General features: G+C 71.4%; 24 protein-coding genes and 1 tRNA gene. 15 read left to right on the forward strand and 10 right to left on the reverse strand.

Annotation, left to right across the window (positions count from 1 at the left end; translation table 11 throughout):
• Positions 1-3: 3 nt before the first annotated feature.
• The 5 genes from AF335_RS13785 to AF335_RS13805 all read left to right on the forward strand — a co-directional run bounded on the left by AF335_RS13785 (position 4) and on the right by AF335_RS13805 (position 4922).
• Positions 4-795 carry a hypothetical protein gene (locus tag AF335_RS13785; protein ID WP_102918599.1) on the forward strand — a complete coding sequence of 264 codons (792 nt, stop codon included), beginning with the start codon at positions 4-6 and terminating at the stop codon, positions 793-795.
• 4 nt (positions 796-799) lie between these two features.
• The gene (locus AF335_RS35075) at positions 800-2032 is read left to right on the forward strand and encodes a C40 family peptidase (protein ID WP_146045515.1); all 1233 of its coding nucleotides are present in this window, start codon (positions 800-802) and stop codon (positions 2030-2032) included.
• Between the two features lie 127 nt (positions 2033-2159).
• Positions 2160-3113, forward strand: coding sequence for a hypothetical protein (locus AF335_RS13795; protein ID WP_146045516.1), 954 nt, complete (start codon positions 2160-2162; stop codon positions 3111-3113).
• Between the two features lie 8 nt (positions 3114-3121).
• Positions 3122-3868: a hypothetical protein gene (locus tag AF335_RS13800; protein ID WP_102918602.1), complete on the forward strand. Its 747-nt coding sequence runs from the start codon at positions 3122-3124 to the stop codon at positions 3866-3868.
• 187 nt (positions 3869-4055) lie between these two features.
• Positions 4056-4922, forward strand: coding sequence for an SAM-dependent methyltransferase (locus AF335_RS13805; protein ID WP_102918603.1), 867 nt, complete (start codon positions 4056-4058; stop codon positions 4920-4922).
• 32 nt (positions 4923-4954) lie between these two features.
• Here AF335_RS13805 and AF335_RS13810 read toward each other — a convergent pair whose 3' ends face one another.
• The 4 genes from AF335_RS13810 to AF335_RS13825 form a co-directional block, all read right to left on the reverse strand.
• Positions 4955-6178, reverse strand: coding sequence for a hypothetical protein (locus tag AF335_RS13810; RefSeq protein ID WP_102918604.1), 1224 nt, complete (start codon positions 6176-6178; stop codon positions 4955-4957).
• A 117-nt stretch (positions 6179-6295) separates the two neighbouring features.
• A complete protein-coding gene (locus tag AF335_RS13815) occupies positions 6296-6544 on the reverse strand; it encodes an SCO4226 family nickel-binding protein (protein WP_102918605.1) in 249 nt (82 codons plus the stop codon).
• Between the two features lie 190 nt (positions 6545-6734).
• Positions 6735-7262 carry a DUF4232 domain-containing protein gene (locus AF335_RS13820; RefSeq protein ID WP_102918606.1) on the reverse strand — a complete coding sequence of 176 codons (528 nt, stop codon included), beginning with the start codon at positions 7260-7262 and terminating at the stop codon, positions 6735-6737.
• A 200-nt stretch (positions 7263-7462) separates the two neighbouring features.
• The gene (locus AF335_RS13825) at positions 7463-9022 is read right to left on the reverse strand and encodes a transcriptional regulator (RefSeq protein WP_102918607.1); all 1560 of its coding nucleotides are present in this window, start codon (positions 9020-9022) and stop codon (positions 7463-7465) included.
• Positions 9023-9227: 205 nt separating this feature from the next.
• On the opposite strand from AF335_RS13825, the gene AF335_RS13830 reads away from it, so the two are divergent.
• Positions 9228-9962 carry a DUF4232 domain-containing protein gene (locus tag AF335_RS13830; RefSeq protein ID WP_102918608.1) on the forward strand — a complete coding sequence of 245 codons (735 nt, stop codon included), beginning with the start codon at positions 9228-9230 and terminating at the stop codon, positions 9960-9962.
• Between the two features lie 86 nt (positions 9963-10048).
• Here the strand turns inward: AF335_RS13830 and AF335_RS13835 are convergent.
• Positions 10049-10122 (reverse strand) — tRNA-Gly (locus tag AF335_RS13835).
• Between the two features lie 257 nt (positions 10123-10379).
• On the opposite strand from AF335_RS13835, the gene AF335_RS13840 reads away from it, so the two are divergent.
• From AF335_RS13840 to AF335_RS13850, 3 genes are all read left to right on the forward strand, one after another.
• Positions 10380-10547, forward strand: coding sequence for a hypothetical protein (locus tag AF335_RS13840; RefSeq protein ID WP_184743762.1), 168 nt, complete (start codon positions 10380-10382; stop codon positions 10545-10547).
• Positions 10548-10645: 98 nt separating this feature from the next.
• A complete protein-coding gene (gene dcd / locus AF335_RS13845) occupies positions 10646-11221 on the forward strand; it encodes a dCTP deaminase (protein ID WP_030366976.1) in 576 nt (191 codons plus the stop codon).
• A 29-nt stretch (positions 11222-11250) separates the two neighbouring features.
• Complete coding sequence (locus tag AF335_RS13850) at positions 11251-11748, forward strand: phosphoribosyltransferase (protein ID WP_087927366.1); 498 nt, start codon at positions 11251-11253, stop codon at positions 11746-11748.
• A gap of 73 nt (positions 11749-11821) precedes the next feature.
• Here the strand turns inward: AF335_RS13850 and AF335_RS13855 are convergent, their stop codons facing one another.
• The 4 genes from AF335_RS13855 to AF335_RS13870 form a co-directional block, all read right to left on the reverse strand.
• The gene (locus AF335_RS13855) at positions 11822-12952 is read right to left on the reverse strand and encodes a Yip1 family protein (RefSeq protein ID WP_221505607.1); all 1131 of its coding nucleotides are present in this window, start codon (positions 12950-12952) and stop codon (positions 11822-11824) included.
• 249 nt (positions 12953-13201) lie between these two features.
• A complete protein-coding gene (locus AF335_RS13860; protein ID WP_184743765.1) occupies positions 13202-13753 on the reverse strand; it encodes a MarR family winged helix-turn-helix transcriptional regulator in 552 nt (183 codons plus the stop codon).
• Between the two features lie 86 nt (positions 13754-13839).
• Positions 13840-14400, reverse strand: coding sequence for a Uma2 family endonuclease (locus AF335_RS13865; protein WP_102918610.1), 561 nt, complete (start codon positions 14398-14400; stop codon positions 13840-13842).
• A gap of 116 nt (positions 14401-14516) precedes the next feature.
• Positions 14517-16793 carry a (Fe-S)-binding protein gene (locus AF335_RS13870; RefSeq protein ID WP_102918611.1) on the reverse strand — a complete coding sequence of 759 codons (2277 nt, stop codon included), beginning with the start codon at positions 16791-16793 and terminating at the stop codon, positions 14517-14519.
• Positions 16794-17119: 326 nt separating this feature from the next.
• On the opposite strand from AF335_RS13870, the gene dnaK reads away from it, so the two are divergent.
• The 6 genes from dnaK (at position 17120) to AF335_RS13900 (ending at position 23543) form a co-directional block, all read left to right on the forward strand.
• Positions 17120-18991 (forward strand): molecular chaperone DnaK, encoded by a 1872-nt coding sequence (gene dnaK, locus AF335_RS13875; RefSeq protein ID WP_102918612.1) that lies wholly within the window; start codon positions 17120-17122, stop codon positions 18989-18991.
• Positions 18988-19632 carry a nucleotide exchange factor GrpE gene (gene grpE, locus AF335_RS13880; protein WP_102918613.1) on the forward strand — a complete coding sequence of 215 codons (645 nt, stop codon included), beginning with the start codon at positions 18988-18990 and terminating at the stop codon, positions 19630-19632. The genes dnaK and grpE overlap by 4 nt, the downstream gene beginning before the upstream one ends.
• A gap of 42 nt (positions 19633-19674) precedes the next feature.
• On the forward strand, positions 19675-20862 hold the full coding sequence (dnaJ, locus tag AF335_RS13885) for a molecular chaperone DnaJ (protein ID WP_102918614.1): 1188 nt from the start codon (positions 19675-19677) through the stop codon (positions 20860-20862).
• 1 nt (position 20863) lies between these two features.
• A complete protein-coding gene (locus AF335_RS13890) occupies positions 20864-21328 on the forward strand; it encodes a heat shock protein transcriptional repressor HspR (RefSeq protein WP_102918615.1) in 465 nt (154 codons plus the stop codon).
• Between the two features lie 144 nt (positions 21329-21472).
• On the forward strand, positions 21473-22927 hold the full coding sequence (locus AF335_RS13895) for an AAA family ATPase (protein WP_244927010.1): 1455 nt from the start codon (positions 21473-21475) through the stop codon (positions 22925-22927).
• Complete coding sequence (locus AF335_RS13900; RefSeq protein WP_102918616.1) at positions 22905-23543, forward strand: RloB family protein; 639 nt, start codon at positions 22905-22907, stop codon at positions 23541-23543. The genes AF335_RS13895 and AF335_RS13900 overlap by 23 nt, the downstream gene beginning before the upstream one ends.
• Before the next feature lie 121 nt (positions 23544-23664).
• Here AF335_RS13900 and AF335_RS13905 read toward each other — a convergent pair whose 3' ends face one another.
• Positions 23665-25149: an alpha/beta hydrolase gene (locus AF335_RS13905; protein WP_102918617.1), complete on the reverse strand. Its 1485-nt coding sequence runs from the start codon at positions 25147-25149 to the stop codon at positions 23665-23667.
• Between the last annotated feature and the right edge of the window lie 17 nt (positions 25150-25166).

The raw sequence follows: 25166 nt of genomic DNA on the forward strand, positions 1-25166 counted from the left end.
TCGGTGACGAGAGAAGAACAGCCGGAGAAGCAGCCGGGCACCCCCGCCGAATGGCGGGAACTCCTCCGGAACGGCTACGAGTACCCGGAGGAGATCGAGGCGCTGAGCAAGCGCCGGGTGCGCCGCCGCGTCCGTAAGGCGTACCGGCAGGAGCAGCGCGACGAGGCGCGGCGGCAGCTCGCGGAGGAGCGCCGCCGCGAGCCGGTCACGCCCGGCGGCGCCCTCGTGGTGATCGTCGGCATCCTGGCGATCGGCGCGGCGGTCCACCACTGGTGGCCCGACCACGGCGGCGCCCCGGCGACCGTGGTCCGGGCGGGCTCCGGCGACCGTACGGAGGAGGAGCCCGGCACCCCGTCCGCGCTCCCCTCGCCCTCGGCACCGGCCTCGCCGGCGCCGGTGGCCGACCTCAGCACGCCCGAGCGGACGGCCGAGGGGTGGGCCCGCGCGTACCTCGAACGCAACCCGCCCGTCGACAAGAAGCACTCCGCCTCGGTCCGGCGCGCCGCCCCCTGGATGACGGAGGCGCTGACCGACAACCTGACGCAGTTCGAGGACAAGGCGTGGGGGCGGCTGGTGTCCAACGGCGGCGTCTCCAAGGTGAAGCGCGTGTCCGTCGCCGCCTCCGACGACGAGCGGACGCGGCTCCAGGCCGACACCCCGAGCAGGGTGTGGCGCAAGGTCAGCGTGGACGTCGACGTCGCCGGCTACACGAAGTACGGCGAGACCACGGTGTTCCAGACCGAGATCGTGCGCAGCGGCGGCTCCTGGCGCGTGAGCAAGGTCCTGGGGGTCTGAGCCGGTGGATTCACGTCAGGTCATGGCCCTGGCGGCGGGTGCCGCGCGCCGGGGTCTGGCCGTCAAGGTCGGCCTGCCCCTCATAGCGGCGCTCATGGCCTTCCTGATTCTGGTGGGCATGATGGCCGGCTTCGGCGGCGGCAGCGCCTCCGCGGCGGGCTGCGAGCAGCCCGGGCTGCCCGCGGACGACGGGCCGAACGGCGACGGCCGCCAGAGCGGCGACGCCATGGGTGGTGCGGACAAGGACCTGCGGGCGACCCAGGTCGCTCACGCCAAGATTATCGACGAGGTGGCCAAGGAGGGGAAGCTGCCCGGCCGGGCCACGCTCATCGCGCTGATGACCGGCCTCGCGGAGTCGGAGCTGCGGAACCTCAAGGGCGGCGACCGGGACTCGGTCGGCATCTTCCAGCAGCGCCCGTCGACGGGCTGGGGCACCCCGGAGCAGATCAACGACATCAAGTACGCGACCCACATGTTCTTCTTCGGCGGCGACAGCGGCGACCCGCCGGGGCTGACCGACGTCCCCTGGGAGAGCCTGTCGCTGAACGACGCCGCTCAGAAGGTGCAGCGGTCGGCCTTCCAGGACGGCTACCGCTCGAAGGAGACCCAGGCCCGCAGCATCGCCCAGGAGGCCGGGATCGACCTGGACCGGCCCGGCGAGAACCACCCCGCGCAGCCGGGCAAGAACGGCACCAACGGCGGTGGCGGCGACCGTAAGGACGACGGCAAGGACGACAAGGACCCCGACGAGCCGCGGGACTGCGAGCAGCAGGGCTCCGGGAAGCCGGGCAAGCCCGGGGAGCCCTTCCACGACGGCGGCGCGGGCTGGCCGAACGGGGTCAAGAACCCGCTCTCGACGGCCGACGCGATCCGTAAGGCGCGCGAGGAGGCCGACAGCCACCGGTCGCAGTGGTACCAGCGGTGCCTCGCCTTCACCTCGATCATGTACGGCTGGAACTCCTCCGGCACCAACTTCGCCATCGACCACTACCAGGTGGTGATGCCGAAGGAGATGCGGCACGACGGGGACCGCAATCCGCCCCCCGGCGCGCTGATGTTCTGGGACACCGGGCACCGGGCCGGGCACGTCGCCATCTACCTCGGTGACGGCAAGATCGCGTCCAACGACATCGTGACGCCGGGCGAGATCTCGGTGGTCCCGGCCACCGACATCGAGACCAAGTGGTCGGCGAAGTACCTGGGCTGGTCACCCCCCTATTACCCCAATGGCGGCTGATCCGGGTCATCATTGCCGGGGGCCCGCGGCACGCGCCGCCGTGGGTCCCGGCCGGCCGCCGGGAGACGGCGGCGGGTGCGGTGAGCAGCGGTAAGCGGCGGTAAGTGGCGGTAAGTAAGGATTGACCATGCCTGTGGTGACGGACCCCGACTCGGTTCCCCTGACACCCGTGTACACCATCGTGATCAGCGCAGCGGGTGAAGCGACCATCGAGGGGGAGCCGGTCGACCCGCTGCCCGGCCAGGACGCCAGGACGTCGGCGCTGGCGGACATCCGGGTGCGGGCGGCGCGGCGCGGTCATCCGATACGCATCAACGCCAAGGAGCCGGACGGCTCGGTGTGGCCGCTGATAGTCGACCACGACGGGGCGGTGACGCCGCTGGGAGCGCCGCACCCGGCCCCGGCGGTGGCGGAGCCGGTACGACGCGCGGAGGAGTCCGTACGGGCGGGGGAATCCGTACGCGCGGAGTCCGTACGGACGGGGGAGCCGGGCCGGGCCGAGCCGGTCGTACGGGCGGAGGAGCCCGGGTACGCGGCGGCCGCGCCGCAGGCTCCGGAGCCTGCCTTCGCGCCCGTACCCGTGCCCGTACCCGCGCCCGCCCCGGTGGCGCCTCCCACAGCCCCGCCCGTCCGTACCCCCGCCCCACCCGCCGTCCCGCGCAAGCCGCCCGTCGACTGGCGGGAGCCCGTCCCCGTCCACCACGCCCCCGCCTTCGCGCGCATCGTCGCGGCGGAGCTGCGCGGGGACCTGGCCGCCGCCGCGGTCGCGGCGAAGGAGCTGGAGGCGGCGGCCGACCGTGAGTACGGGCCGCTGCACCCGCACACCATCGGCGCGCTCGCCACGCGCGCGTGGCTCGCGCTGCTCCTCCAGGAGGACTGGGCCTCGGCCACCCGGCTCCACCTGCGCACGGCCGAGCGCCGCGACACCGCCCGCGCCCCGCTGCCCGAGACCCTCCGGACGCTGCGCAACGCCCGCGCCGCCTGGCAGCGGCTCGCCGCCACCGACAAGGCGGAGGCGGAGGACATCCGTCCGGAGTTGCTGCGCGTATCCGAACTGATCGAGGGCGAGCGTCCGCAATAATCGCGATCATGCTGCCCGACCCGCCCCCGCCCGCCCCGGAGGGCCCGCCCCCGCGGCCGCCGGTCCTCGTCCTGGAGGTCCTCGCCGCCGGTGCGCCGTACTCCCTGCTCCTCTCCGGCGGATACGCGGTGCGGGCGCACGGTCTGCTGCCGCCCGGCGGCCCGGCCCGCGACCTGGAGTTCGTCACCGGCACGGACGCGCCCATGACGGAGGTCGCGGCGGCCCTCGGCGCCGGGCTGACCGGGCGCGGGCTGCGGGTGGGCACACCCGAGGCCGGGCCGCTCGCGGCGCGGCTCGTCGTGACCGACCCGGAGAGCGGCGTGGAGCGCGCCGTCGACGTCCGTAAGGAGACGCTGTGGCGTCCGGCGGTGGACAGCGCGTACGGGCCCGTACCGGCGGTCGAGGACGTCGTCGGCCTGGAGGTGCGCGCCCTCGCGGACCTGGGGCTCGCGCGGAGCCTCGTCGACGTGCGGGCCGCTTCGGCGCGCTGGTCCCACCCGGAGCTGGAGGAGCTGGCCCGCCGGCACACGGTCGGCGCGCCCTTCGACCTCACCGACCTCCAGGCCCGGCTGGCCAGGGCGGAGTGGCTGGACGACGGCGAGTTCGCCGCGTACGGCCTGGACGAGGCCGGGATCCGGGAACTCCGGCGCTGGGCACAGGAATGGGTCGACGACATCGCCGAACGGCTCATCGAGGAAGCGCCCTTCGAGGACCCGGAGACGCTCGCCGAGGAAACGCCCGCCGCGGACGAGTGAGCACCTGCCGGACACCGCACCTCCCCGCCTCTTCCGCCCCGGTGCGTGCGGCCCGGCACTCCGTGGGCGCGTCCCGTGCCGACCGTGGCCGGAAAGGACCACCCGGCGCACGGGGCGACCTTGTGGCGCGCGCCGGTGATCTCGCAGTCTGTGGGCACCGCGTAGATCCGTACGGATAGGAGCGCACATGCCGCAGGAGTCCGCCCAGGAGCTCAAGGTCACCGCTGAGGAAGTGGGCGACTGGTACGACCAGTTCGGCGACATCTACCACCAGACCCTGGGCGAGAGCGTGCACTGCGGGCTGTGGTTCCCGCCGGACGAGCCCCACCCCACGAGCATGGACCTGGTCGACCTGTCGTCCCGGGCCCAGGACCGCTACACCGACTACCTCATCAGGACCCTGGACCCCCGGCCGGGCGACCACGTCCTCGACATCGGCTGCGGAACGGGCCGTTCGGCCCTCAAGTTGGTCCAGCAGCGCGACGCCAGGGTCACCGGCGTCGCCATCAGCAAGGAGCAGATAGCCCGCGCCAACCGCCTGGCGAACGAACACGGCCTGACCGACCGCCTCACCTTCGAGCACGCGGACGCCATGGCGCTGCCGTACGAGGACGGGACGTTCGACCGCGCCTGGGCGGTGGAGAGCATCTGTCACATGGACCGTGCCAAGGCCCTCCAGGAGGCGTGGCGCGTGCTGCGCCCCGGCGGGGACCTCATGGTCCTGGAGTCGGTCGTCACCGGCGAGCTGACCGAGGAGGACGTGGCCGTCTTCCAGGGCATGCTGGCGGCCAACCTCCCGCCGACCCTGCCGGAGTTCTTCGGCCTGGCCGGCGACGCGGGCTTCGAGACCCTGGAGCTGAAGGACCTGTCGGCCAACCTGGCGATGACCATGAACGTGATGGCCCTGGTCTGCCACGACCGCAAGGAGGAGTTCACGGAGCGGTTCGGCGCGGAATTCATGGAGGGCGTGATCCAGGGGCTGCCGAGGGCCCGTGAGGTGGTGGCGCGGAAGACCCGCTTCTTCCTGGTGCTGCTGCGGAAGCCGCTGGCCTGAGGCACCCGGGGGCCGGGCGACGGCCCCCGTCCTCACGCCAGCAGGCGGAGGATCCGCCGCAGTTGGTACGGCTCCGTGGCGACGCACAGCCGCTCGGAGCCGCCGTCCAGCGGCTCCAGCTCGGCCACCTGCCAGCGCCGCCGGTCCGTCCGCTTGCCGTCGTCGTCGACGGTCGGGTGCAGGCGCCGGAGCCCGGTGAGGCGGTACTCCTCCAGGGGAACGCGCTTCGCCAGCTTGCCCATGTGGCCGGAGGGGGCGGCGTAGAGGGAGCCGTTCTCCAGGCCGAGGATCGTCACCGGGGAGTGCCGGGCGGAGTAGCGGGTGTCGCCCGGGAGCGCGCCGGGGAACTCGACGCGGTGCCCCTCGGCGATCCTGGCCTCCTCCGAGACCGTGTCGTGCCGCTTCCAGGGCAGCAGGGCGCCGTGCTCCCCGAAGAGCCGGTCGAGGCGGGGCGAGTGGCGCGCGGGGTCCTCGCCGAGGCGGGTGGCCTGCCGGTGGCGGTAGACGGCGTTGCCGGCGGCCCGCAGGGTGAAGACGGCGCCGAGCGGCCAGAGCACGGCGGTCGTGTACATCGGCAGGCCGAGCACGTCGGTCACCGGCCAGGGCAGGAGGATCCAGCAGCCCGCGGTGACGGCGACGGGCCGCAGCACGTCGTTGCCGCTGCCGGGGGTGCAGCCGTCGCGCTTCCGCACGGCCAGCCCGAAGCCCCCGTAGAGCAGGCAGATGACGCCGCCGGCCAGTCCGGCCGGCGCGGCGGTGCCGTAGGCGAGGCCGTCGATCCTTACGGTGCCGACCCTCAGCCGTTCGTCCCCGACGGCCATGGTGACGACGTCGCCGCGCCATACGGAGACGGTGGCGTGGTCGCCGGGCCGCCATCTCTTGGCGGCGGCGTCGTCCTCGCCGCGGTAGAACACCTTGCCGTCCGGCAGGGCGAAGTCGGAGAACCGGACCCAGCTCGAATCGTTCTTCCGCGCACTGGGATGCACTTCGGCGACGGTGGCGGGATACGCCCGTACGCACTCCTCGCCGGACCGGTGCCCCGTGCCCTCGGCGCACGCCGGAGCGGCACGGAATTCCTCCGTCCGGTCGATGGCCGCGGGCAGCCGGGCGAGGAACCACGCGCCGACGCCCAGCAGCACGCACCCGGCGACCAGGAGGAACGCGGAGAACGCGCGCTGCAACCCCCCGTGGGCGTGCCACGCCGTACGACCCTTGAGCTCCGGGTACACCGCCTCACCGGGGCAGAAACTCTTCATGATCAAGAGCCTAGGCGGCACGCCCGGTTCCGGGAATGCTCATCGGGTCACATCCGGCCGGGCGGGCCCCGGAGGGGCGCGGAGGACCGCCTGGACCGCCTAGACCGCCTGGACCTCCTAGACCGACAGTGGGACGGGGTGGATCTCCTCGACCGGGTGGCCCGCCCTCTCGTGCACCTTCCTGACCGCCTCCGCCGAGGGCGCCTCGGACAGGCAGTAGACGGTCCCGGACCGGGGGTCCGCCCACGCCCGCTCGAAATGCACCTTCTCCGTGGCCTCGATCGCCAGGTCGGCGCGGTGCGCCGCCGACAACTGCTCGGCCGTGATGCCCTGCATCCCATGGTGGACGTCCATGAACTTGGCCATCGCCCGACACCTCCGGTGGATCGCCGCCGAGCCCCGCGTACGGGGCCTCACGTCCATCCTCCGCCCGCGCGTCCCCGGACGCGACCGCGTCGGCAGGAGGGAAGGGCGGAGCCGACGCCAAGAGGCCCAGGTCGGCGACCTGGGCCTCGTCACGGAGCGGGGACGGCGGGAACACCGCCGGACCCGGCCGTCACCACACCAGGGCGTCGGCGGCGTCCGCCTGCCAGTAGGTGACGGCGGCGCTGTCGTCGATCCAGGTGTTCTTCGGGAGGGCCAGCGTGTCGGGACCGCCTTCGGAGCCCTCGCCGCGGTCGAGGAAGACGTGCAGGGTACGGACGTGACGCCCGTTCTCCCCGGAGCCGTCGGCGGACGACAGCACGATGCCCGCGTAGGCGGACTCGCCCGGCTTGAGCGTCACGACCGCCTGCGGCTTGGAGTCCTCGATCGCACGGGCGCCGACGTACGTGTCGTCGTCGAAGGCCAGGAGCGGGGTCTTGAGGAGGTTGCAGGACTTGGCGCCGGTGTTGGTGACGGTCAGCAGCTGGTGGTTGATCGGGCGGCTCACGTTCCGCACGGTGAAGTCGGCGGCGGAGGTGGAGCAGAGCGCCGTGACCCGGCCGTGGTCCGCCTGCGGGGCGGCCTGGGCGGGAACGGCCGCGGTCGCCAGAACGGCGGCGCCGGACAGGGCGGCGGAGGCGATGAGACGGGCGAAGCGCATGGGGCTCTCCTGATGAGACGTCAGCGAGTGGTGGTGGCCCCGGTGTTCCCCGAGGCATGACCAGAGCCTGCGGCGCCGCCCGTCCCGGCTTCAAGCCCTGCCCGGCCTTTTGGGACACCGGAACGGTTGCACATGGTCTGACCTGCGAAAACGTCAGCCCCTGGAACGTCCCGGTGGGACGCTCCAGGGGCCGCGGAAGGTCAGATCCGAGGCGTCGGCGACCAGCGGGTGTCCCCCGGCGGCTGCTGGTACGAGGGCCTGTCCGCGGAACCGCTGGTGCGGAAGGGCCTGCCCTGGTCGTCGATCCGGAGGATCCCGCGCCGGCCGCCGCTGGACCACTGCAATTCCAGGTGCCACCGCACGTCGTGCTGCCGGGCGGCGGCCTTGACGTAGAAGACCTCGGGGTCGGTGCGGCTCACCTTGTACGGGAAGGCGCGCTGACCGGCCACCGGGGTGAGCGCCGGCGACCCGGCGTCGAGGTCGACGCCGAAGGACCGCGTCGCCACGTCGCCGCCGCAGCCGACACCCGTGGAGTACGCGTTCCAGGCGAGCGGCGCGTCCGTGCCGTCCACCCGGACGTGCAGGTCTTCGAGCACGACCGTGTCCTTGCCCGCACCCTGCAAGGTGATCTTGATGAACTGGTCGTCGGCGCTGACGGCGCCGAGCTCGGACACCCAGGCGGGCGCGTCCTGCTCGATGGGGGGTTTCGGCATCTCGCCGGGGTCCCGGTTGACCAGGAAGCGCTGGGAGCAGAGGGTCTCGTAGGCGTACGGGCGGGTGTGGGCGGTCAGGGGGGCGTCGGTGCCGTCGGCGTCGGCCTTGTCGTCACGCTTGCCGTTGCTGTTGCTGTTGCCGTTGCCGTTGCCGTTGCCGCTCCCGCTCCCGTTCTCCTCGCCCCGCTCGCCGGAGGGGGAGGGCGACGCGGCGCCGTCCGGACCCGTGGGCGCGGAGGGCTTGCCGCTCTCCTTCTTCTTCCCGTTCTCAGGGGAGGTGGACGGCGTACCGGACGGGGCCGGTCCGGGCTGTCCGGGGTATCCGGGCTGTCCGGGCTTCCCGGGCCCGACGGCCTTTCCGGAAGAGGAGGCTTCGGCGGACCGCTTGCGTCCGTCGTTGTCGCCGCCGCCTCCGGTGAGGCCGACGGCGAGCGCGGCGGAGCCCATCCCCATGACGCAGGCGGCGGCCACGGCGGCGAGGACGAACTTCCGGGGCCGGCGTTCCCGCTGCGGGCGGCCGTCCGGCGAGGCGGCCGTTCCCGCCGGGGGACTCACGGGTGCCGGGCGAGGAGAATCGGCGTTCTCCTCGGGCGGGCCTTCCGTCTTCCCTTCCGCCTTCGCTTCGGGCTTCGCTTCCGTCGGGGCTATGGATTCCTGCCGGGCGGCACCGGTCGGCGCGCTGTCGGGTGACGCCACGTCGGCGGAGTCGTGGCCGGCCGCTGCCCCGTCGACCACCGGCCCGTCGACCACCGGAGCCCCGTCGACGGGACGCGCCCCCTCGACGGCCCCCTCGGCCGCCCCCTTACGGCCGCGCGTCGCGTCCGCGACGATCCACTGCCGGTGCACCTGTATGAGCTCTTCCGGAGTGGCCTTGCACAGTCGGGCCAGCCGCTCCACCGGAGCGAACTCCGTCGGCACGGTGGACCCGTTGCAATACCGGTGCAGGGTCGACGTGCTGACGTGCAGTCGCTTGGCCAGCACCCCGTAACTCAGGCCCGAGCGCTCCTTCAGCGCACGCAGCAGATCCGCGAGACCGCTTGCCTCCACGTCACCCCTCCGTCCCATGTCCTCGTTCCAGAGAACATCCATTCCCCCAGGCCAGAGCCGGTACGAGCGTTCCGGCATCCCGAACTCGCCAGTTGTGCTGGCGCCCGGGACGAGGCGTCGCACAAGCTTTCGTCATCCAAGCACGCCGCTCCCGGATCCGGTTGAGCGGCGCTCCGCTGCCCACCCGTGAAGAAAGAGATCCGCCATGCGCGCCTCCGTCCGCCGCCCCCGTCTGCTCGCCGCTGTCTCCGTCGCGATCGCCGCACTCGCCCTGACGGCGTGCGAGAACGGTGAGGGGACCCGTGAGGAGGGTGCCGCTTCCCAGCAGTCCGTACAGCCCGCCCGGTCCGGACAGGCGGCGCAGCCCTCGCAGTCGGCGGCGGCCCGGGGTGAGCAGGCCCCGAAGCCCGGTCATACGGCCGGTTCCGCGGCCGCCGGGGAGAAGGGGGCGGGCGGCGCGGGCACCGGCCGGAGCGGCAAGGCCGGTGGCTCCGCCGCGCCGGCCTCGGACGACGACGCGAACGCCCCGGAGAACCGGGTGGCCTGTACCGCCGACAACACCGAGATCATCGCCACGCCGGTCTCCCGCCCGCTGAACCACATGCTGCTCACGATCACCAACACGGGCTCCAGGGCATGTGACCTGAAGGGCTACCCGATCGTGAAGTTCGAGGGCGCCCAGTCCGTCCCGCCGGTCATGGAGTCGACCAAGCCCCAGGCGGTCACCACGCTCCTCCCGGGGAAGAAGGGCTATGCGGGCGTGATCCTCTCCGCGGGCGACGGCAGCGGCGGCGAGGGCCGCACGGCCCAGAGCCTGGAGATCGGTTTCGAGGGCGGCGACAAGATGGCCGAGGCGGCCCTCCAGGCGAAGGGCGTCCACATCGACGACTCGCTGCGCGTCACGTACTGGGTGACCACGTCGGCGGACGCACTCTCCTGAGCTCCGGGCGCCCGCACCACCCCGGAGAGCAAACTCGCACCACCCCGGAGAACGAAAAAGCCCCGGGCCGTCGGCCTGGGGCTTCATGGAGCGGGTGACGAGAATCGAACTCGCGCTCTGAGCTTGGGAAGCTCATGTTCTACCATTAAACTACACCCGCGAGGACGCCCGTCCGGGCATCGCATCGTCGCACACTGTACCCCATCGAAGGCTCCCGGCGCACTGGTCGCGGGGGTCTTCTTGGCGTGGCTGGGATCCGTGGGGCGGGTGGGGATGCGGCCGTGGGCGGCGGGAGTTGGGGCGTACCGTGGGGTGGGGCGAGCCGCCGGGGGCTTCCGGGAGTGCCGCCTTCAAGCCCATCCCGTACATCCCCTAATGTGGCTTTTGTCTTTCACGTACATGGGGAAAGGGAGCTCGATGGAGCGCACCGTCGTTCGTTGTGCCGAAGGGCACGTGTTCAGCACCGCTTCGTTCCCGATGCAGCATCTCGGCCCCGGCCGGCTCGGTCCCGGGCGGCTGCTCCGCTGCCCGCGCTGCGCCCGGCTGCGGCACTCCGTCCCGGTGACCGGCGGCGAGAAGCGATAGCGGCCGGCAGGGCCATGAGCAGGGAGTGATGGGCGGCGCGGGCCCGGTCCGATCGGACCGGGCCCGCGTTGTCCGGCTTCTCCGCGTATCCTCGACCCGTGCTTCTCTCAGACAAGGACATCCGGACCGAGATCGACGCCGGCCGGGTGCGTATCGACCCGTTCGACGAATCCATGGTGCAGCCGTCGAGCATCGATGTGCGCCTCGACCGCTACTTCCGGGTGTTCGAGAACCACCGGTACCCGCACATCGACCCCGCGGTCGAGCAGGCGGACCTCACGCGTGAGGTGGTGCCGGAGGGCGACGAGGCTTTCATCCTGCACCCCGGTGAGTTCGTGCTCGCCTCGACGTACGAGGTCATCACGCTCCCCGACGACGTGGCCTCCCGCCTGGAGGGCAAGTCCAGCCTCGGCCGGCTCGGCCTGCTGACGCACTCCACGGCCGGCTTCATCGACCCGGGCTTCTCCGGGCACGTGACGCTGGAGCTGTCGAACATGGCCACGCTGCCGATCAAGCTGTGGCCGGGGATGAAGATCGGGCAGCTGTGCATGTTCCGGCTGACCTCACCCGTCGAGCATCCTTACGGGTCCGCGAAGCACGGTTCCCGCTACCAGGGCCAGCGCGGGCCGACGCCCTCGCGGTCCTTCCAGAACTTCCACCGCACGCAGGTCTGAGCGACCAGGGAACAAGGCGAAGAGCAACAGTGAGTGAGATCCGCGAGAACCTGACCTACCCGATCTTCGGGCAGGCCATCCGTGAGCTGGCGCAGACCATCGCGGACGACGGCTACGAGCCGGACATCATCCTCTCCATCGCGCGCGGCGGCGTCTTCGTCGCGGGCGGCCTGGCGTACGCGCTGGACTGCAAGAACATCCACCTCGTGAACGTGGAGTTCTACACCGGCGTCGGCACCACGCTGGAGATGCCGGTCATGCTCTCCCCCGTCCCGAACGCGATCGACTTCTCCAACAAGAAGGTCCTGATCGCCGACGACGTCGCCGACACGGGCAAGACGCTCAAGCTCGTCCACGACTTCTGCCTGGAGCACGTCGCCGAGGTGCGCAGCGCCGTGATCTACGAGAAGAGCCACTCGCTCGTGAAGTGCGAGTACGTGTGGAAGAAGACCGACGAGTGGATCAACTTCCCGTGGAGCGTCGAGCCGCCGGTCGTCCGCCGCGAGGGCCAGGTCCTGGACGCCTGAGCGTCCGCTGACGTACGAGAGGGCCCCGGCCGCGTTCTTCGCGGCCGGGGCCCTCTCGTGTGCGGAACGGGTCCTACAGCGTGCCCAGCTTGATGATCGAGAGCAGCGCGATCAGCTGGATGGACGAGGCGGCCAGCGCCCGCGGCCACGGCAGGTCGTGCGACTTGCTCACCATCGAGGTGAACAGCACGCCCGCCAGCAGCCAGGTGGCCCAGCCCAGCACCTGTACGAAGGGGCTGTCGCCGCCCATGAACATCGCGAACAGCAGGCGCGGCGCGTCCGTGATCGACATGATCAGCATCGACAGGCCGACCGTCGGCTGCCACAGCCCGTCGCCGCCGAGCTGCCGGGCCAGGGTGTGGGTGACGGCGCCGAGGATCAGCCCGGAGACGACCACGACGACACCGGTGATCAGCACCGACGGCAGGCTGTTGGAGAGCGAGGCGTTCAGCACGTCCTCGCGGGCCTTGTCGAAGCCGAAGACGGCGAGCAGGCCGTAGACGAACGTGACGACGAGGGCGGGCACCCAGACCGCGTGGTCGCGCATCTGCCAGAAGGTGGCCGAGGGGCGCAGCACGATCCCCGTCAGCAGCTCCTTCCACGGCAGGCGAGGGCCGGGCGGCGGCGCGGGCGCGGCGGGGTAGGGGTCCTGCCCGCCGCCGTACGGGTCCTGCCCGCCGTACGCGTCGGGGCCGTCGCCGAGGCTGAACTGCCGGGTGTGGCCGGGGTCGTCACCGGGCCCGGGGGCGTAGTACGGGTCCTGCGGGACGGGCCCGGGTCCGGGCTGCGGCTGCCGGCCGTAGGGCTGGGCGTAGCCGTGCCGGCCGTGCTGGCCCGGCTGACCCTGCTGGCCCGGCTGACCCTGCTGGCCGTAGCTCTGCTGACCCGGCTGGCCCTGCCGGCCGTAGCCCTGCTGGCCCTGGCCGTGTCCCTGCGGGGCGCCCCCGCCGAAGTACTCGGGCTCGTCGTACGCCGACGGCTGCTGCCACTGCTGCCCGCCGCCGTGGCCACCGGCGTGCCCACCGGGGCCGGCGTGCCCACCGGGGCCGGCGTGCCCACCGGGGCCGGCGTGCCCACCGGGGCCGCCGTGCCCACCGGGGCCGGGGTGCCCGCCCTGGCCGCCTTGGCCGCCGTACGGAGCCTGGTACTGCCCCGGGCGCTGTCCTTGCCGCGCGGGGTCGTGAGAGTCCCGTCCGCGTCCCATCCTGAATCCAGCCACACCTCGAACGTACCCGTTCCACGAGGTCGTGGCGCTTGGGCCCCGGGAACGGGCCCGCCTTTGCGGCCGAGCTGTGACATCCCCTAAGGGAAACGTGGGGGGTTGGGAAACCCTCACTCCACACTGGGCATCAGTGACATCACTCGTCCCCCCGTGCGGAACTACGTCGCAGGGAGGACGAACGGCGCGGAGCCTGCTGGGAGCGCGAGATCCACCGGGCGGCCCGGCGGGCCCTCAACGCAGCGTCGTCTTCACCGCCGGGCCCCCGCGAGGCCCCGTCCCGTCGATGCCGCCCACGTTGACGATCATCCGCTGGAGGACGGTGAGCGTGGCCGCGTACTCCTCGTCCGTGATCCCCTCGTGGATCTCCGACCGCAGCCGGGTGACGAGGTCCTTCGTCCGGCTCTTGGCCTCCCGGCCGGCCTCGGTGAGCCGCAGCCGGCCGTCGGCCCCGGAGACCAGCCAGCCGCGCGCGAGCAGGTGGTCGACAGCGTTGTCGGTCAGCTCGCGCCCCAGCTCGATGAAGGGCCGCAGCCGGTCCCCGACCTCCTCGCGGGTGAGGCCGTCCGGGGCCCCGGCGACGTGGTTGAGGGTCCACCACTGGGGCTGGGTGACGTCCGTACGAGCCATGGCGCTCTGGATGTGCCGGATGACCGCCTTGTTGGCGACCCAGGTCCAGTAGCCGACGGGCTGCGCGGCGAGGGCGGCTCGGTCCGTGCTGCCGGTGAGGCCGTCGAGGGCGGGGGCGGGAGTGGTGCCGGGGAGCTCACGAGGTGTCGTCGTCATGTGGACGACGCTATGACCTCAACCATTGTTGAGGTCAAGGGGTGGCGGGGCGACGGTGCCGGATCCGTCAGGGAGATGAGAGTGCGTCAGTTCCGGTAGAGGGGGAACTCCGAGCTGTCGACGGTCCACGGGCCGACGGCCACGGTGTCGCCGAACGCGTAGTCGTGCCGGGCGCGGTAGCGGGGCTGTCCGTCGGCACCGGGGCCGGGGTCGGACATCACCGCCACGGTGCCCTTCCGCGGGTCTACCAGGAGATACAGGGGGATTCCCATGGTCGGGTAGTCATGCATCTTCTGCGCATAGTCGTTGGCGTGGTTGGACGGGGAGACGATCTCGACAGTCAGGGCCAGATCCCGAGGGTGGAAGGGGCCGGGAGTGTCCATCGCGGCCACCGGGATGACGATCAGATCCGGCCGTCGCAGAACGCCGATGGAGGGGTCTTCCACGTCTCCGCCTGTGTGAGCCGCCAGAGTATCCGGAATCTGGCGGTCGAGCTGGCGGCGCAACTTCCAGGCGACGAGCTCGTGAGTCCCTGACGGGCTCATCATCATGATGATTCCGACGGGTGTGATCTCGACACCGATGATCGGGTCGGGAGCGTGTTCCATCAGGTCATCGGCGATCGCGCGCATGCGGGCGTAGTCCATGGCGTGGCTCCTGCTGGAGTGCGGACGCGTACGCGTTCATCGTGTCACGCCCGTACGACAACGGCCGGTCCCCCGAAGCCTTCGGGGGACCGGCCGACACGGCGTGCTATTACCGGCTACTTCACCGGCTCCGGCTCCGGCGCGTCCGCCTTCTCGCCGTCGCCTTCCGGCTCCACCGGGGTCTTCACCGACTCCAGCAGCAGCTGGGAGACGTCGACGACCTGGATGGACTCCTTGGCCTTGCCGTCGTTCTTCTTGCCGTTGACCGAGTCGGTCAGCATGACGAGGCAGAAGGGGCAGGCGGTGGAGACGATGTCCGGGTTGAGGGACAGCGCCTCGTCCACGCGCTCGTTGTTGATGCGCTTGCCGATGCGCTCCTCCATCCACATGCGCGCGCCGCCCGCGCCACAGCAGAAGCCGCGCTCCTTGTGGCGGTGCATCTCCTCGTTCCGCAGGCCCGGCACCTTCGCGATGATCTCGCGCGGCGGTGTGTAGACCTTGTTGTGGCGGCCCAGGTAGCACGGGTCGTGGTACGTGATCAGGCCCTCGACCGGCGTGACGGGGATCAGCCTGCCCTCGTCGATGAGGTGCTGGAGCAGCTGCGTGTGGTGGATGACCTCGTACTCGCCGCCGAGCTGCGGGTACTCGTTGGCGATGGTGTTGAAGCAGTGCGGGCAGGTCGCGACGATCTTCTTCTTCGACTTCTCGACCTTGACGGCCGCTTCGCCGTCCTCGCCGTCGCTCTCGCCGAACGCCATGTTCAGCATCTCGACGTTCTGCTGGCCGAGCTGCTGGAAGAGGAACTCGTTGCCCAGGCGGCGGGCGGAGTCGCCCGTGCAGTTCTCCTCGCCGCCCATGATCGCGAACTTCACGCCCGCGATGTGCAGCAGCTCCGCGAACGCCTTCGTGGTCTTCTTGGCGCGGTCCTCCAGGGCGCCGGCGCAGCCGACCCAGTAGAGGTAGTCGACCTCGCTGAGGTCCTCGATGTCCTTACCGACGACCGGGACCTCGAAGTCGACCTCCTTGGTCCACTGGAGGCGCTGCTTCTTCGCCAGGCCCCAGGGGTTGCCCTTCTTCTCCAGGTTCTTGAGCATCGTGCCCGCCTCGGACGGGAAGGAGCTCTCGATCATCACCTGGTAGCGGCGCATGTCGACGATGTGGTCGACGTGCTCGATGTCCACCGGGCACTGCTCGACGCACGCGCCGCAGGTCGTGCAGGACCACAGCACGTCCGGGTCGATGACGCCGTTCTCCTCCAGCGTCCCGATCAGCGGGCGCTCGGCCTCGGCCAGGGCCGCCGCCGGGACGTCCTTCAGCTGCTCCTCGGAGCCCTTCTCGTTGCCCTCGGCGTCCTTGCCGCCGCCCGCGAGCAGGTACGGCGCCTTGGCGTGCGCGTGGTCGCGCAGCGCCATGATCAGGAGCTTCGGCGACAGCGGCTTACCGGTGTTCCAGGCCGGGCACTGCGACTGGCAGCGGCCGCACTCGGTGCAGGTGGAGAAGTCGAGGATGCCCTTCCAGGAGAACTCCTCGATCTTCGAGACGCCGAAGACGTCGTCCTCGCCCGGGTCCTCGAAGTCGATCGGCTTGCCGCCGCTCGCCATCGGCTGGAGCGCGCCCAGGGCGACGCCGCCGTCGGCCTCGCGCTTGAACCAGATGTTGGGGAAGCCCAGGAAGCGGTGCCAGGCGACGCCCATGTCGGTCTTCAGCGAGACCGTGATCATCCAGATGAACGACGTCGCGATCTTGATCCCCGCGACGAGGTAGGTGATGTTCTGGACGGTGTCGAGGCTCAGGCTGTTGAAGGCCGCGACCAGCGGGTACGAGGCGAAGTAGCCGATCTCGTAGTGGTCGACGCCGTGCTGGGTGCCCTCCAGGGCGTGCAGCGTCATGATGCAGAGGCCGACGATGAGGATGACGGTCTCGACGAAGTACGCCTGGCCGACGTTCGAGCCCGTGAAGCGGGACTTCCGGCCCGCCCTGGTGGGCTTGCTCAGCTGGCGGATGACGATCAGGGTCGCGATGCCGACCGTCGTCATCAGGCCGAGGAACTCGACGAAGATCTCGTACGGCAGCCAGTCGCCGATGACCGGGATCAGCCAGTCGGCCTGGAAGAGCTGGCCGATGGCGTTGACGATCGTCAGCAGCAGCGAGAAGAAGCCCACCGCCACGAACCAGTGGGCGACACCGACGATGCCCCACTTGTTCATGCGGGTGTGGCCGAGGAATTCCTTGACGACCGTGATCGTGCGCTGCACCGGCTCGTCGGTACGGGTGCCCGCCGGTACGGGCTGCCCGATCCGCATGAGGCGGTAGAGGTGCAGGATGGCACGGCCGAACAGCGCGAATCCGACCGCGATGAGTACCAGCGACACGATGATCGCGGCGAGTTGCATGGGTGGCTCCTCGGCCTCCGGGAGTGAACTACTACTAACGGGTAACTTATCCAGTCCGTACGAGACTACTCACTCGCGCGCCCCCGATATAGCCGCATCGCCGGTGATCTGTGTCGCTCAGGTAAGCCTCAGGCGCGTGTCAGACAGAGGTCAGAAATCCGGGCCCCGCACGGCCTCCCGCGACCCCGGCCGCACCCCTCTGACCTGCTGCCTTGCGCATAAGACCCGCATAAGAGTTGAGCGGCTCCGACTCAGGTCCGTTGACAGGTGGGAATCCGTGTTGCACCCTTGAGCCTGTTCCACTCAAGTCAGCTGGAGGAATCGACATGGCACGTGCGGTCGGCATCGACCTGGGTACGACGAACTCCGTCGTCAGTGTTCTCGAGGGCGGTGAGCCCACCGTCATCACCAACGCCGAGGGCGCCAGGACCACGCCGTCCGTCGTCGCCTTCGCGAAGAACGGCGAGGTGCTGGTCGGCGAGGTCGCCAAGCGCCAGGCTGTCACCAACGTCGATCGGACGATCCGCTCCGTCAAGCGCCACATGGGCACTGACTGGAAGATCAACATCGATGGCAAGGACTTCAACCCGCAGCAGATGAGCGCCTTCATCCTGCAGAAGCTGAAGCGTGACGCCGAGGCTTACCTGGGTGAGAAGGTCGTCGACGCGGTCATCACCGTCCCGGCGTACTTCAACGACTCGGAGCGCCAGGCCACCAAGGAGGCCGGTGAGATCGCGGGTCTGAACGTCCTGCGCATCGTCAACGAGCCGACGGCGGCCGCCCTGGCCTACGGCCTGGACAAGGACGACCAGACCATCCTGGTCTTCGACCTCGGTGGCGGCACCTTCGACGTCTCGCTGCTGGAGATCGGCGACGGCGTCGTCGAGGTCAAGGCGACCAACGGCGACAACCACCTCGGTGGTGACGACTGGGACCAGCGCGTCGTCGACTACCTGGTCAAGCAGTTCCAGAACGGCCACGGCGTCGACCTGTCCAAGGACAAGATGGCCCTCCAGCGCCTCCGCGAGGCCGCTGAGAAGGCGAAGATCGAGCTGTCCTCGTCCACCGAGACCTCGATCAACCTGCCCTACATCACGGCGTCCGCCGAGGGCCCGCTGCACCTGGACGAGAAGCTCACCCGCGCCCAGTTCCAGCAGCTGACGGAGGACCTCCTCCAGCGCTGCAAGACCCCGTTCCACAACGTCATCAAGGACGCCGGCATCGCGCTGTCCGAGATCGACCACGTGGTCCTGGTCGGCGGTTCCACCCGTATGCCCGCCGTCGCCGAGCTCGTCAAGGAGCTGACCGGCGGCAAGGAGGCCAACAAGGGTGTGAACCCGGACGAGGTCGTCGCCATCGGCGCCTCGCTCCAGGCCGGTGTCCTCAAGGGTGAGGTCAAGGACGTCCTGCTGCTCGACGTCACCCCGCTGTCTCTCGGCATCGAGACCAAGGGCGGCATCATGACCAAGCTGATCGAGCGCAACACCACGATCCCGACCAAGCGCTCCGAGATCTTCACGACGGCCGAGGACAACCAGCCGTCCGTCCAGATCCAGGTCTACCAGGGCGAGCGCGAGATCGCGGCGTACAACAAGAAGCTCGGCATGTTCGAGCTGACCGGCCTGCCGCCGGCCCCGCGTGGGGTCCCGCAGATCGAGGTCTCCTTCGACATCGACGCCAACGGCATCATGCACGTGACCGCGAAGGACCTGGGCACGGGCAAGGAGCAGAAGATGACCGTCACCGGCGGCTCCTCGCTCGCCAAGGACGAGGTCGACCGCATGCGCCAGGAGGCCGAGCAGTACGCGGAGGAGGACCACCGCCGCCGCGAGGCCGCCGAGAGCCGCAACCAGGGCGAGCAGCTCGTCTACCAGACGGAGAAGTTCCTCAAGGACAACGAGGACAAGGTTCCGGCCGAGGTGAAGACCGAGGTCGAGACCGCCGTCGCCGAGCTGAAGGAGAAGCTCAAGGGCGAGGACACGGCCGAGATCCGCACCGCGACCGAGAAGGTCGCCGCGGTCAGCCAGAAGCTCGGCCAGGCGATGTACGCCGACGCGCAGGCCGCCCAGGGTGCCGCCGGCGCCGAGGGTGCCGAGGGTGCCGCGGGCGCCGGTGCCGGCCAGCCCAAGGCCGAGGACGACGTCGTCGACGCCGAGATCGTGGACGACGAGAAGCCGAAGGGCGGTGCGTCGGCGTGACGGAGGAGACCCCGGGTTTCGACGAGAAGCCTGAAGTCCCTTCCGACGCCACGCCCGAAGACGCGGCGCAGGGCGCCGGGTCCGCCGACCAGGCGGGCCCGGCCCCGGCCGGGGAAGAGCTGGTCGAGGTGGGGCTGCAGGCGCAGCTGGACCAGGCCCAGTCGGCGCTCAGCGAGCGCACGGGGGACCTCCAGCGGCTCCAGGCCGAGTACCAGAACTACCGCCGCCGGGTGGAGCGGGACCGGGCCACGGTCAAGGAGATCGCCATCGCGAACCTCCTGTCCGAGCTCCTTCCGACCCTCGACGACGTCGGCCGCGCCCGCGACCACGGTGAGCTCGTCGGCGGCTTCAAGTCCGTCGCCGAGTCGCTGGAGACGGTCGTGGCCAAGATGGGCCTCCAGCAGTTCGGCAAGGAGGGCGAGCCCTTCGACCCGCTGGTCCACGAGGCCCTGATGCACTCCTACGCGCCGGACGTCACCGAGACCACGTGCGTGCAGATTCTGCAGCCGGGGTATCGGATCGGCGAGCGGACGATCCGCCCCGCGCGGGTCGCCGTGGCCGAGCCCCAGCCGGGCGCCCAGAAGGGCGAGGGCGAGGGCGACGAGCCGGACGAGGAGAGCGGTGGCCCGGACAAGGGCTGACGCGATGAACGACCGCAGGGACCGGAAGGAGGGACACCGGGGATGAGTACCAAGGACTTCGTCGAGAAGGACTATTACAAGGTCCTCGGTGTGCCCAAGGACGCCACCGAGGCGGAGATCAAGAAGGCGTACCGGAAGCTCGCCCGCGAGTACCACCCGGACGCCAACAAGGGCGACGCCTCGGCCGAGGAGCGCTTCAAGGAGATCTCCGAGGCGAACGACGTCCTCGCCGACCCCAAGCGGCGCAAGGAGTACGACGAGGCCCGCGCCCTGTTCGGGAACGGTGCCCTCTTCAATCAGGGGGGGCGTGCCGGGCCGGGCGGCGCCGGCGGTTCCTTCAACTTCGACCTGGGCGACCTCTTCGGGGGCGCCCAGGGCGGGGGCGGCGGCGCCGGTGGCTTCGGCGGCGGCCTGGGCGACGTCTTCGGCGGCCTCTTCAACCGCGGTGCGGGCGCCCGCACCCAGCCGCGGCGCGGCCAGGACATCGAGTCCGAGGTCTCGCTCAATTTCTCCGAGGCGGTGGAGGGGGCCACGGTCCCGCTCCGGATGTCCTCCTCGGCGGCGTGCAAGGCGTGCTCCGGCACCGGTGACAAAAACGGTACGCCGCGGGTCTGCCCGACCTGCGTCGGCACCGGCCAGGTCTCGCACGGCTCCGGCGGCGGCTTCTCGCTGACGGACCCCTGCCCCGACTGCAAGGGCCGCGGGCTCATCCCCGAGAACCCCTGCGACACCTGCAAGGGCAGCGGCCGGGCCACGTCCTCCCGCACCATGCAGGTCCGTATCCCGCCGGGCGTCTCCGACGGCCAGCGGATCCGGCTGCGCGGCAAGGGCGCCCCGGGCGAGCGCGGCGGCCCCAGCGGCGATCTCTATGTCGTGGTGCACGTCGGCGGCCACCCGGTCTTCGGCCGCAAGGACGACAACCTCACCATCACCGTGCCGGTCTCCTTCGTGGAGGCGGCGCTCGGCGGCGAGGTGCGGGTCCCGACCCTCGGCGGCCCGCCGGTCACCCTCAAACTGCCCGCAGGCACGCCCAACGGCCGCACGATGCGCGCCCGGGGCAAGGGCGCGGTCCGTAAGGACGGCACCCGCGGCGATCTGCTGGTGACGGTGGAGGTGGCCGTTCCCACGGAGCTCGACGACAAGGCGCGGCAGGCCCTTGAGGCGTACCGCGAGGCGACGGCGGGCGCCGACCCGAGGGCCGAGCTGTTCCAGGCCGCGAAGGGAGCATGAGATGGACGGCCGACGACGGCGTTTCGAACCCACCCAGCCTTACCAGCTGACCGACGAGTCGCCGGTCTACGTCATCTCCGTCGCCGCCCAGCTGTCGGGCCTGCACCCGCAGACCCTCCGGCAGTACGACCGTCTCGGTCTGGTCTCCCCGGACCGGACGGCCGGGCGCGGCCGCCGTTACTCGGCGCGGGACATCGAGCTCCTGCGCCAGGTGCAGCAGCTCAGCCAGGACGAGGGCATCAACCTCGCCGGCATCAAGCGCATCATCGAGCTGGAGAACCAGGTGGCCGCCCTCAAGACGCGGATCGCCGAGCTCCAGGGCGTGGTCGAGGGCGCGGCCACCGCCATGCAGCAGGCGGAGGCCGCGGTCCACGCGTCGTACCGCCGCGACCTGGTCCCGTACCAGGACGTGCAGCAGACGAGCGCGCTGGTCGTCTGGCGGCCCAGGCGCGATCAGGACCGCTGAGCTCCGGAGTGTTCGACGGAGGGGCCGGGTGAGCTTCGTGCTCGCCCGGCCCATCCGCGTTTCCGCCCGGTGGCCCCAAGGGAGTTGACGGGCTGTCACCCGAGTGGGTGGAGTGCGGGGCGCTGACCTTGGGCAGGTCGTACCGTGGGTACCAGGGTCATGATCGTGCGGTTCACTTGCACGGAAGTGGTCCTGATCGCCGTGGGGAAGGTGACGCGGGTGCTCCTGAGCTTCCGAGTGGCGAACCACCGGTCCATCCGAGAGGAACAGCAGCTGCTCCTCTCGCCCGTCCCGGATCCGGCGGCGGGCCCTTCGGCGGACCTGTCGGCCGGTCTGCCGGCCGGTCCTTCGGCCTGCCCGGCGGCCGGGGCCCCGGCCGCCGCCCCCGCCGCCGTGACCGTCGCGGCGCTCTTCGGCGCCAACGCGGCCGGGAAGTCCAACGTCGTCGACGCCCTCCACTTCATGGCGGACCTGGTGCGCAGCTCCCACCGGGACGCCGAGCCCGGCGGCGGCCTCGTCCGCTCGCCGTTCCTGCTGGACGAGCGGAGCGCCGCCGACCCGTCCTGGTACGTGGTCGACCTCGTCCTCGACGGTGTGCGCCACACCTACGGCTTCGGCCTGGACGACGAGCGCGTCCTCGACGAATGGCTGTACCGCTACCCCGACGGCACCAGGCACACGGTCTTCCAGCGGTCCGGCGACGAGATCGACTTCGGCGAGGGCGCGCCCAAGGCCGTGCTGGAGCTCGTCCGCAGCATCACCGAGCCGAACGTCCTCTTCCTGACGGTCGCGGCCCGCTCGCGGCAGGCCGCGATCCAGCCGGTGTACGCGTGGTTCCACGCCGTGCGGTTCCGGGCGGGCGGAGCGCACGGTTCCCCCGACCCCGGCAGCCTGCGCCGCCTCCAGGACCCGGCGCGCGCCGCGTCCGTCGTCGCCCTGCTGCAGGCCGCCGACCTCGGTATCCAGGACATGGGCGTCGAGGACTTCGAGGCCGACGGCGCCGACCGGATCTCGGCCCTCACCTTCCGCGACCGGCTGCTGCGGGAGCTCAGGCGCACCGAGCTGTCCACGTTCCCCTTCACCACGACGACCGCCCGCGTATGGGTGCAACAGAGGGCGCGCGACGGCAGCGGCGCGCGCCTGGGTCTGGAGGACCAGTCGCAGGGCACCCGCATGCTCTTCGACTACGCGGGACCCGTGCTCGACGCCCTGGAACAGGGCGGCATGCTGATCGTCGACGAGGTCGACGCCAGCCTCCACCCCCGGCTGACGGCCCAGGTCATCAGGCTCTTCCAGAGCCCCACCAGCAACCCCCACGGAGCCCAGCTCCTGCTCACCACCCACGATGTGAGCCTCCTCGGCCGCAGTGCCGGCGAGGAGATCCTCGGGCGGGACCAGATCTGGTTCGTCGAGAAGGACCGCCAGGGCGAGACCGCGCTCTTCCCGCTCTCCGACTTCACCCCACGGCAAGCGGAGAACCGCGAGCGGCGGTACCTCGGCGGGAGCTATGGTGCGGTCCCGGTCCTCAGTGACGAGCGGTTCGAGGCGGCGCTGGCCGCCAGGGGGAGAACAGTGGATGGCGAGGACGCCGAAACTTAGCGGCCGTCGCGACGGCCGGCGCGGTGCCCGCTGCGGTCCGGTCTTCGAGTCCGGTGTCCTGCGGGCCCCGCCCACCCGGCCGGGCCGCGACCGGCTGCTGGTCGTCTGCGGTGCCAAGGCCACCGAGAAGCACTACCTCCAGGGCCTCGTCGAACACCTCGCCAATCCGGCGGTCACCGTCCGCATCAGGACGAAGCCCTGCTCCCCGGACCAGCTCATCACCTACGCGGCGGGTGAACGGGACCGTACGGGCGACGACTTCGACCAGATCTGGTGCGTCTTCGACGTCGACGAGTACAAGAAGATCGCGTGCGCCGTGTCCCGCGCCCGCCGGGAGGGCATCGAGGTCGCCGTCTCCAACCCCTGCTTCGAGCTGTGGCTGGTGCTCCACTTCTGCGACCACAAGGCCCATGTGGGCACGTACCGCGAGCTGTTGCCGTATCTGAAGCGGCACGTCCCGGACTATGACAAGGCTCGCCTGGACTTCCGCGACTACGAACACGGGTGGTCTTCGGCGGGGGGCCGGGCGGCGGATCTGGCGAAGCCGGGCCAGGAGCATGCGAAGAATCCGTCCACGGGGGTCTGGGCGTTGGTGGAGCGGATCGCGGGGCGGTGAGGGTGGGGACGGCGGCGGGGTGGTGCCCTGCCGGGGGCTTTCCCCTACCCGCCCCTTCCCGAATGTCCTCAATCGCCGGACGGGCTGAACTTCAGCCCGTCCGGGGGCACCCCCGGCGGACTCAGACCCCCAGATGCCCCAGAACCTTCCGCACCGCCAGGTCCACCCCCCGCCGTGCCTCGTCCCCATGATCCGCCGTCTCGAACCCGTGTCCCGCCGACGGCAGATCGATGACCTCGACTCCCGCCCCGCAGGACTCCGCCGCCACGAGGAACTCCTCCACCGTCGCCGCGATCTCCTTGCGCTCCTGGCCCACCCGGGTGAGGACGACCGGCAGCCGCCCGGCGGAACGTACGGCCGTGGCGGGCCGGAAGCGGGAATCCGCGGGGAAGCCCCAGTTCGGCATCGGGGCGAGGATCGGATAGGTCGCGGCCACGCAGCGCAGCCAGGACGGGGGCGCGGCGAGCCAGTCCGCCGAGAGCAGGCCGCCGGCCGAGAAGAACCACACCGCCACCCGGTCGCCGTCGACGCGCGGGTCGGCCCGTACGAGTTCGACGGCGGCGGCGATGTCGGCCGCCGCGGCGGGGTAGTCGGCGAGGTCGTGGAGACCGTGGTCCAGCATGACGCCGACCGCGCCGAGTCCGGCGATGTGGCGGGCGTAGCCGACGAAGCCGGGCCAGTCGCGGGGGGTCGGCCGGGCGCCGCGGGGGACGGGCCCGCCGTGGACGAGCACGACGGCCGGCCGGGGCCCGTCGGCGTCGGGGAGGTACAGGTCGACGTTCCCCACCCGCTCGTGGGCGCGCTCCGGTACGTCCAGGAGGAAGGGGCGCAGGTGCTCGGGCGTCCCGGACGCCACCAGGCGGTGGCCCCCTCCGGCGGCGGCGCTCAGCAGGACGTCGGCGAGCGCGTCCGGGGCGGAGAGCATCGGCCAGTGGCCCGTGTCGAGTTCGAAGAAGGTGATCCGGGGGTCGGCGAGGGCCTGGAAGCGGGGGTCGCCGAGGCCGAGGAGGCCCTCGACCATGGCGATGCTGGAGCCATTGCCGGTGCAGAGGACACCGGTGGTGGGGACGGTGCCGAGCGCCTCGGTGAGGCGGAGGGGCTGGGTGAGGGTGCGCGGGGGCTGGGGAACGGCGCGGCGCGTGAGCTCGGCGAGGGCCTCCGCCGGGACGCCGGCGGTGCTGCCGAGGCCGTCCCAGCCGTCGGCGGCGGGCGGCGGCACGGGCTGTCCGTCCTGCCGGGCGAGGTGGGCGTGGACGGCCGGGTCGCGCACGAGCGCGGCGGCGGGGTCGCCGTCCTGGGGCATGGCGGTGTCGAGACAGACGACGCGGGCGATCCGGTCGGGGCGGAGGGCCGCCGCGCCGAGGGCGGGGTGGACGCCGTAGCAGTGGCCGACGAGGACGATCTCGGGGTCGTCCAGGCCGTCGACGACCTCGACCACGTCCCGGACATGGGTGTCGAGACCGGTGCCGGCGGGGGCGGGGCCGTCGCCCGTGCCGGTGAGGGTGACGGGGTGGACGCCGGCGCCCGATCCGGTCAGCCGGTCGGCGACCGCCCGCCAGACCCAGCCGCCGGTGTGGAGCCCGGACACCAGGATGAACGCCGTCATGAAATGCCTCCTCGTAC

This window comes from Streptomyces eurocidicus (assembly GCF_002891295.1).
In the GTDB taxonomy this organism is placed as follows: Bacteria; Actinomycetota; Actinomycetes; order Streptomycetales; family Streptomycetaceae; genus Streptomyces; species Streptomyces eurocidicus.

Coding starts and splice junctions, on each gene's coding strand:
- AF335_RS13795 (WP_146045516.1), top strand. CDS start 2,160: ATGCCTGTGGTGACGGACCCCGACTCGGTTCCCCTGACACCCGTGTAC.
- AF335_RS13800 (WP_102918602.1), top strand. CDS start 3,122: ATGCTGCCCGACCCGCCCCCGCCCGCCCCGGAGGGCCCGCCCCCGCGG.
- AF335_RS13805 (WP_102918603.1), top strand. CDS start 4,056: ATGCCGCAGGAGTCCGCCCAGGAGCTCAAGGTCACCGCTGAGGAAGTG.
- AF335_RS13810 (WP_102918604.1), bottom strand. CDS start 6,178: ATGAAGAGTTTCTGCCCCGGTGAGGCGGTGTACCCGGAGCTCAAGGGT.
- AF335_RS13815 (WP_102918605.1), bottom strand. CDS start 6,544: ATGGCCAAGTTCATGGACGTCCACCATGGGATGCAGGGCATCACGGCC.
- AF335_RS13820 (WP_102918606.1), bottom strand. CDS start 7,262: ATGCGCTTCGCCCGTCTCATCGCCTCCGCCGCCCTGTCCGGCGCCGCC.
- AF335_RS13830 (WP_102918608.1), top strand. CDS start 9,228: ATGCGCGCCTCCGTCCGCCGCCCCCGTCTGCTCGCCGCTGTCTCCGTC.
- AF335_RS13840 (WP_184743762.1), top strand. CDS start 10,380: ATGGAGCGCACCGTCGTTCGTTGTGCCGAAGGGCACGTGTTCAGCACC.
- AF335_RS13855 (WP_221505607.1), bottom strand. CDS start 12,952: ATGGGACGCGGACGGGACTCTCACGACCCCGCGCGGCAAGGACAGCGC.
- AF335_RS13860 (WP_184743765.1), bottom strand. CDS start 13,753: ATGACGACGACACCTCGTGAGCTCCCCGGCACCACTCCCGCCCCCGCC.
- AF335_RS13865 (WP_102918610.1), bottom strand. CDS start 14,400: ATGGACTACGCCCGCATGCGCGCGATCGCCGATGACCTGATGGAACAC.
- AF335_RS13870 (WP_102918611.1), bottom strand. CDS start 16,793: ATGCAACTCGCCGCGATCATCGTGTCGCTGGTACTCATCGCGGTCGGA.
- dnaK (WP_102918612.1), top strand. CDS start 17,120: ATGGCACGTGCGGTCGGCATCGACCTGGGTACGACGAACTCCGTCGTC.
- dnaJ (WP_102918614.1), top strand. CDS start 19,675: ATGAGTACCAAGGACTTCGTCGAGAAGGACTATTACAAGGTCCTCGGT.
- AF335_RS13890 (WP_102918615.1), top strand. CDS start 20,864: ATGGACGGCCGACGACGGCGTTTCGAACCCACCCAGCCTTACCAGCTG.
- AF335_RS13900 (WP_102918616.1), top strand. CDS start 22,905: ATGGCGAGGACGCCGAAACTTAGCGGCCGTCGCGACGGCCGGCGCGGT.
- AF335_RS13905 (WP_102918617.1), bottom strand. CDS start 25,149: ATGACGGCGTTCATCCTGGTGTCCGGGCTCCACACCGGCGGCTGGGTC.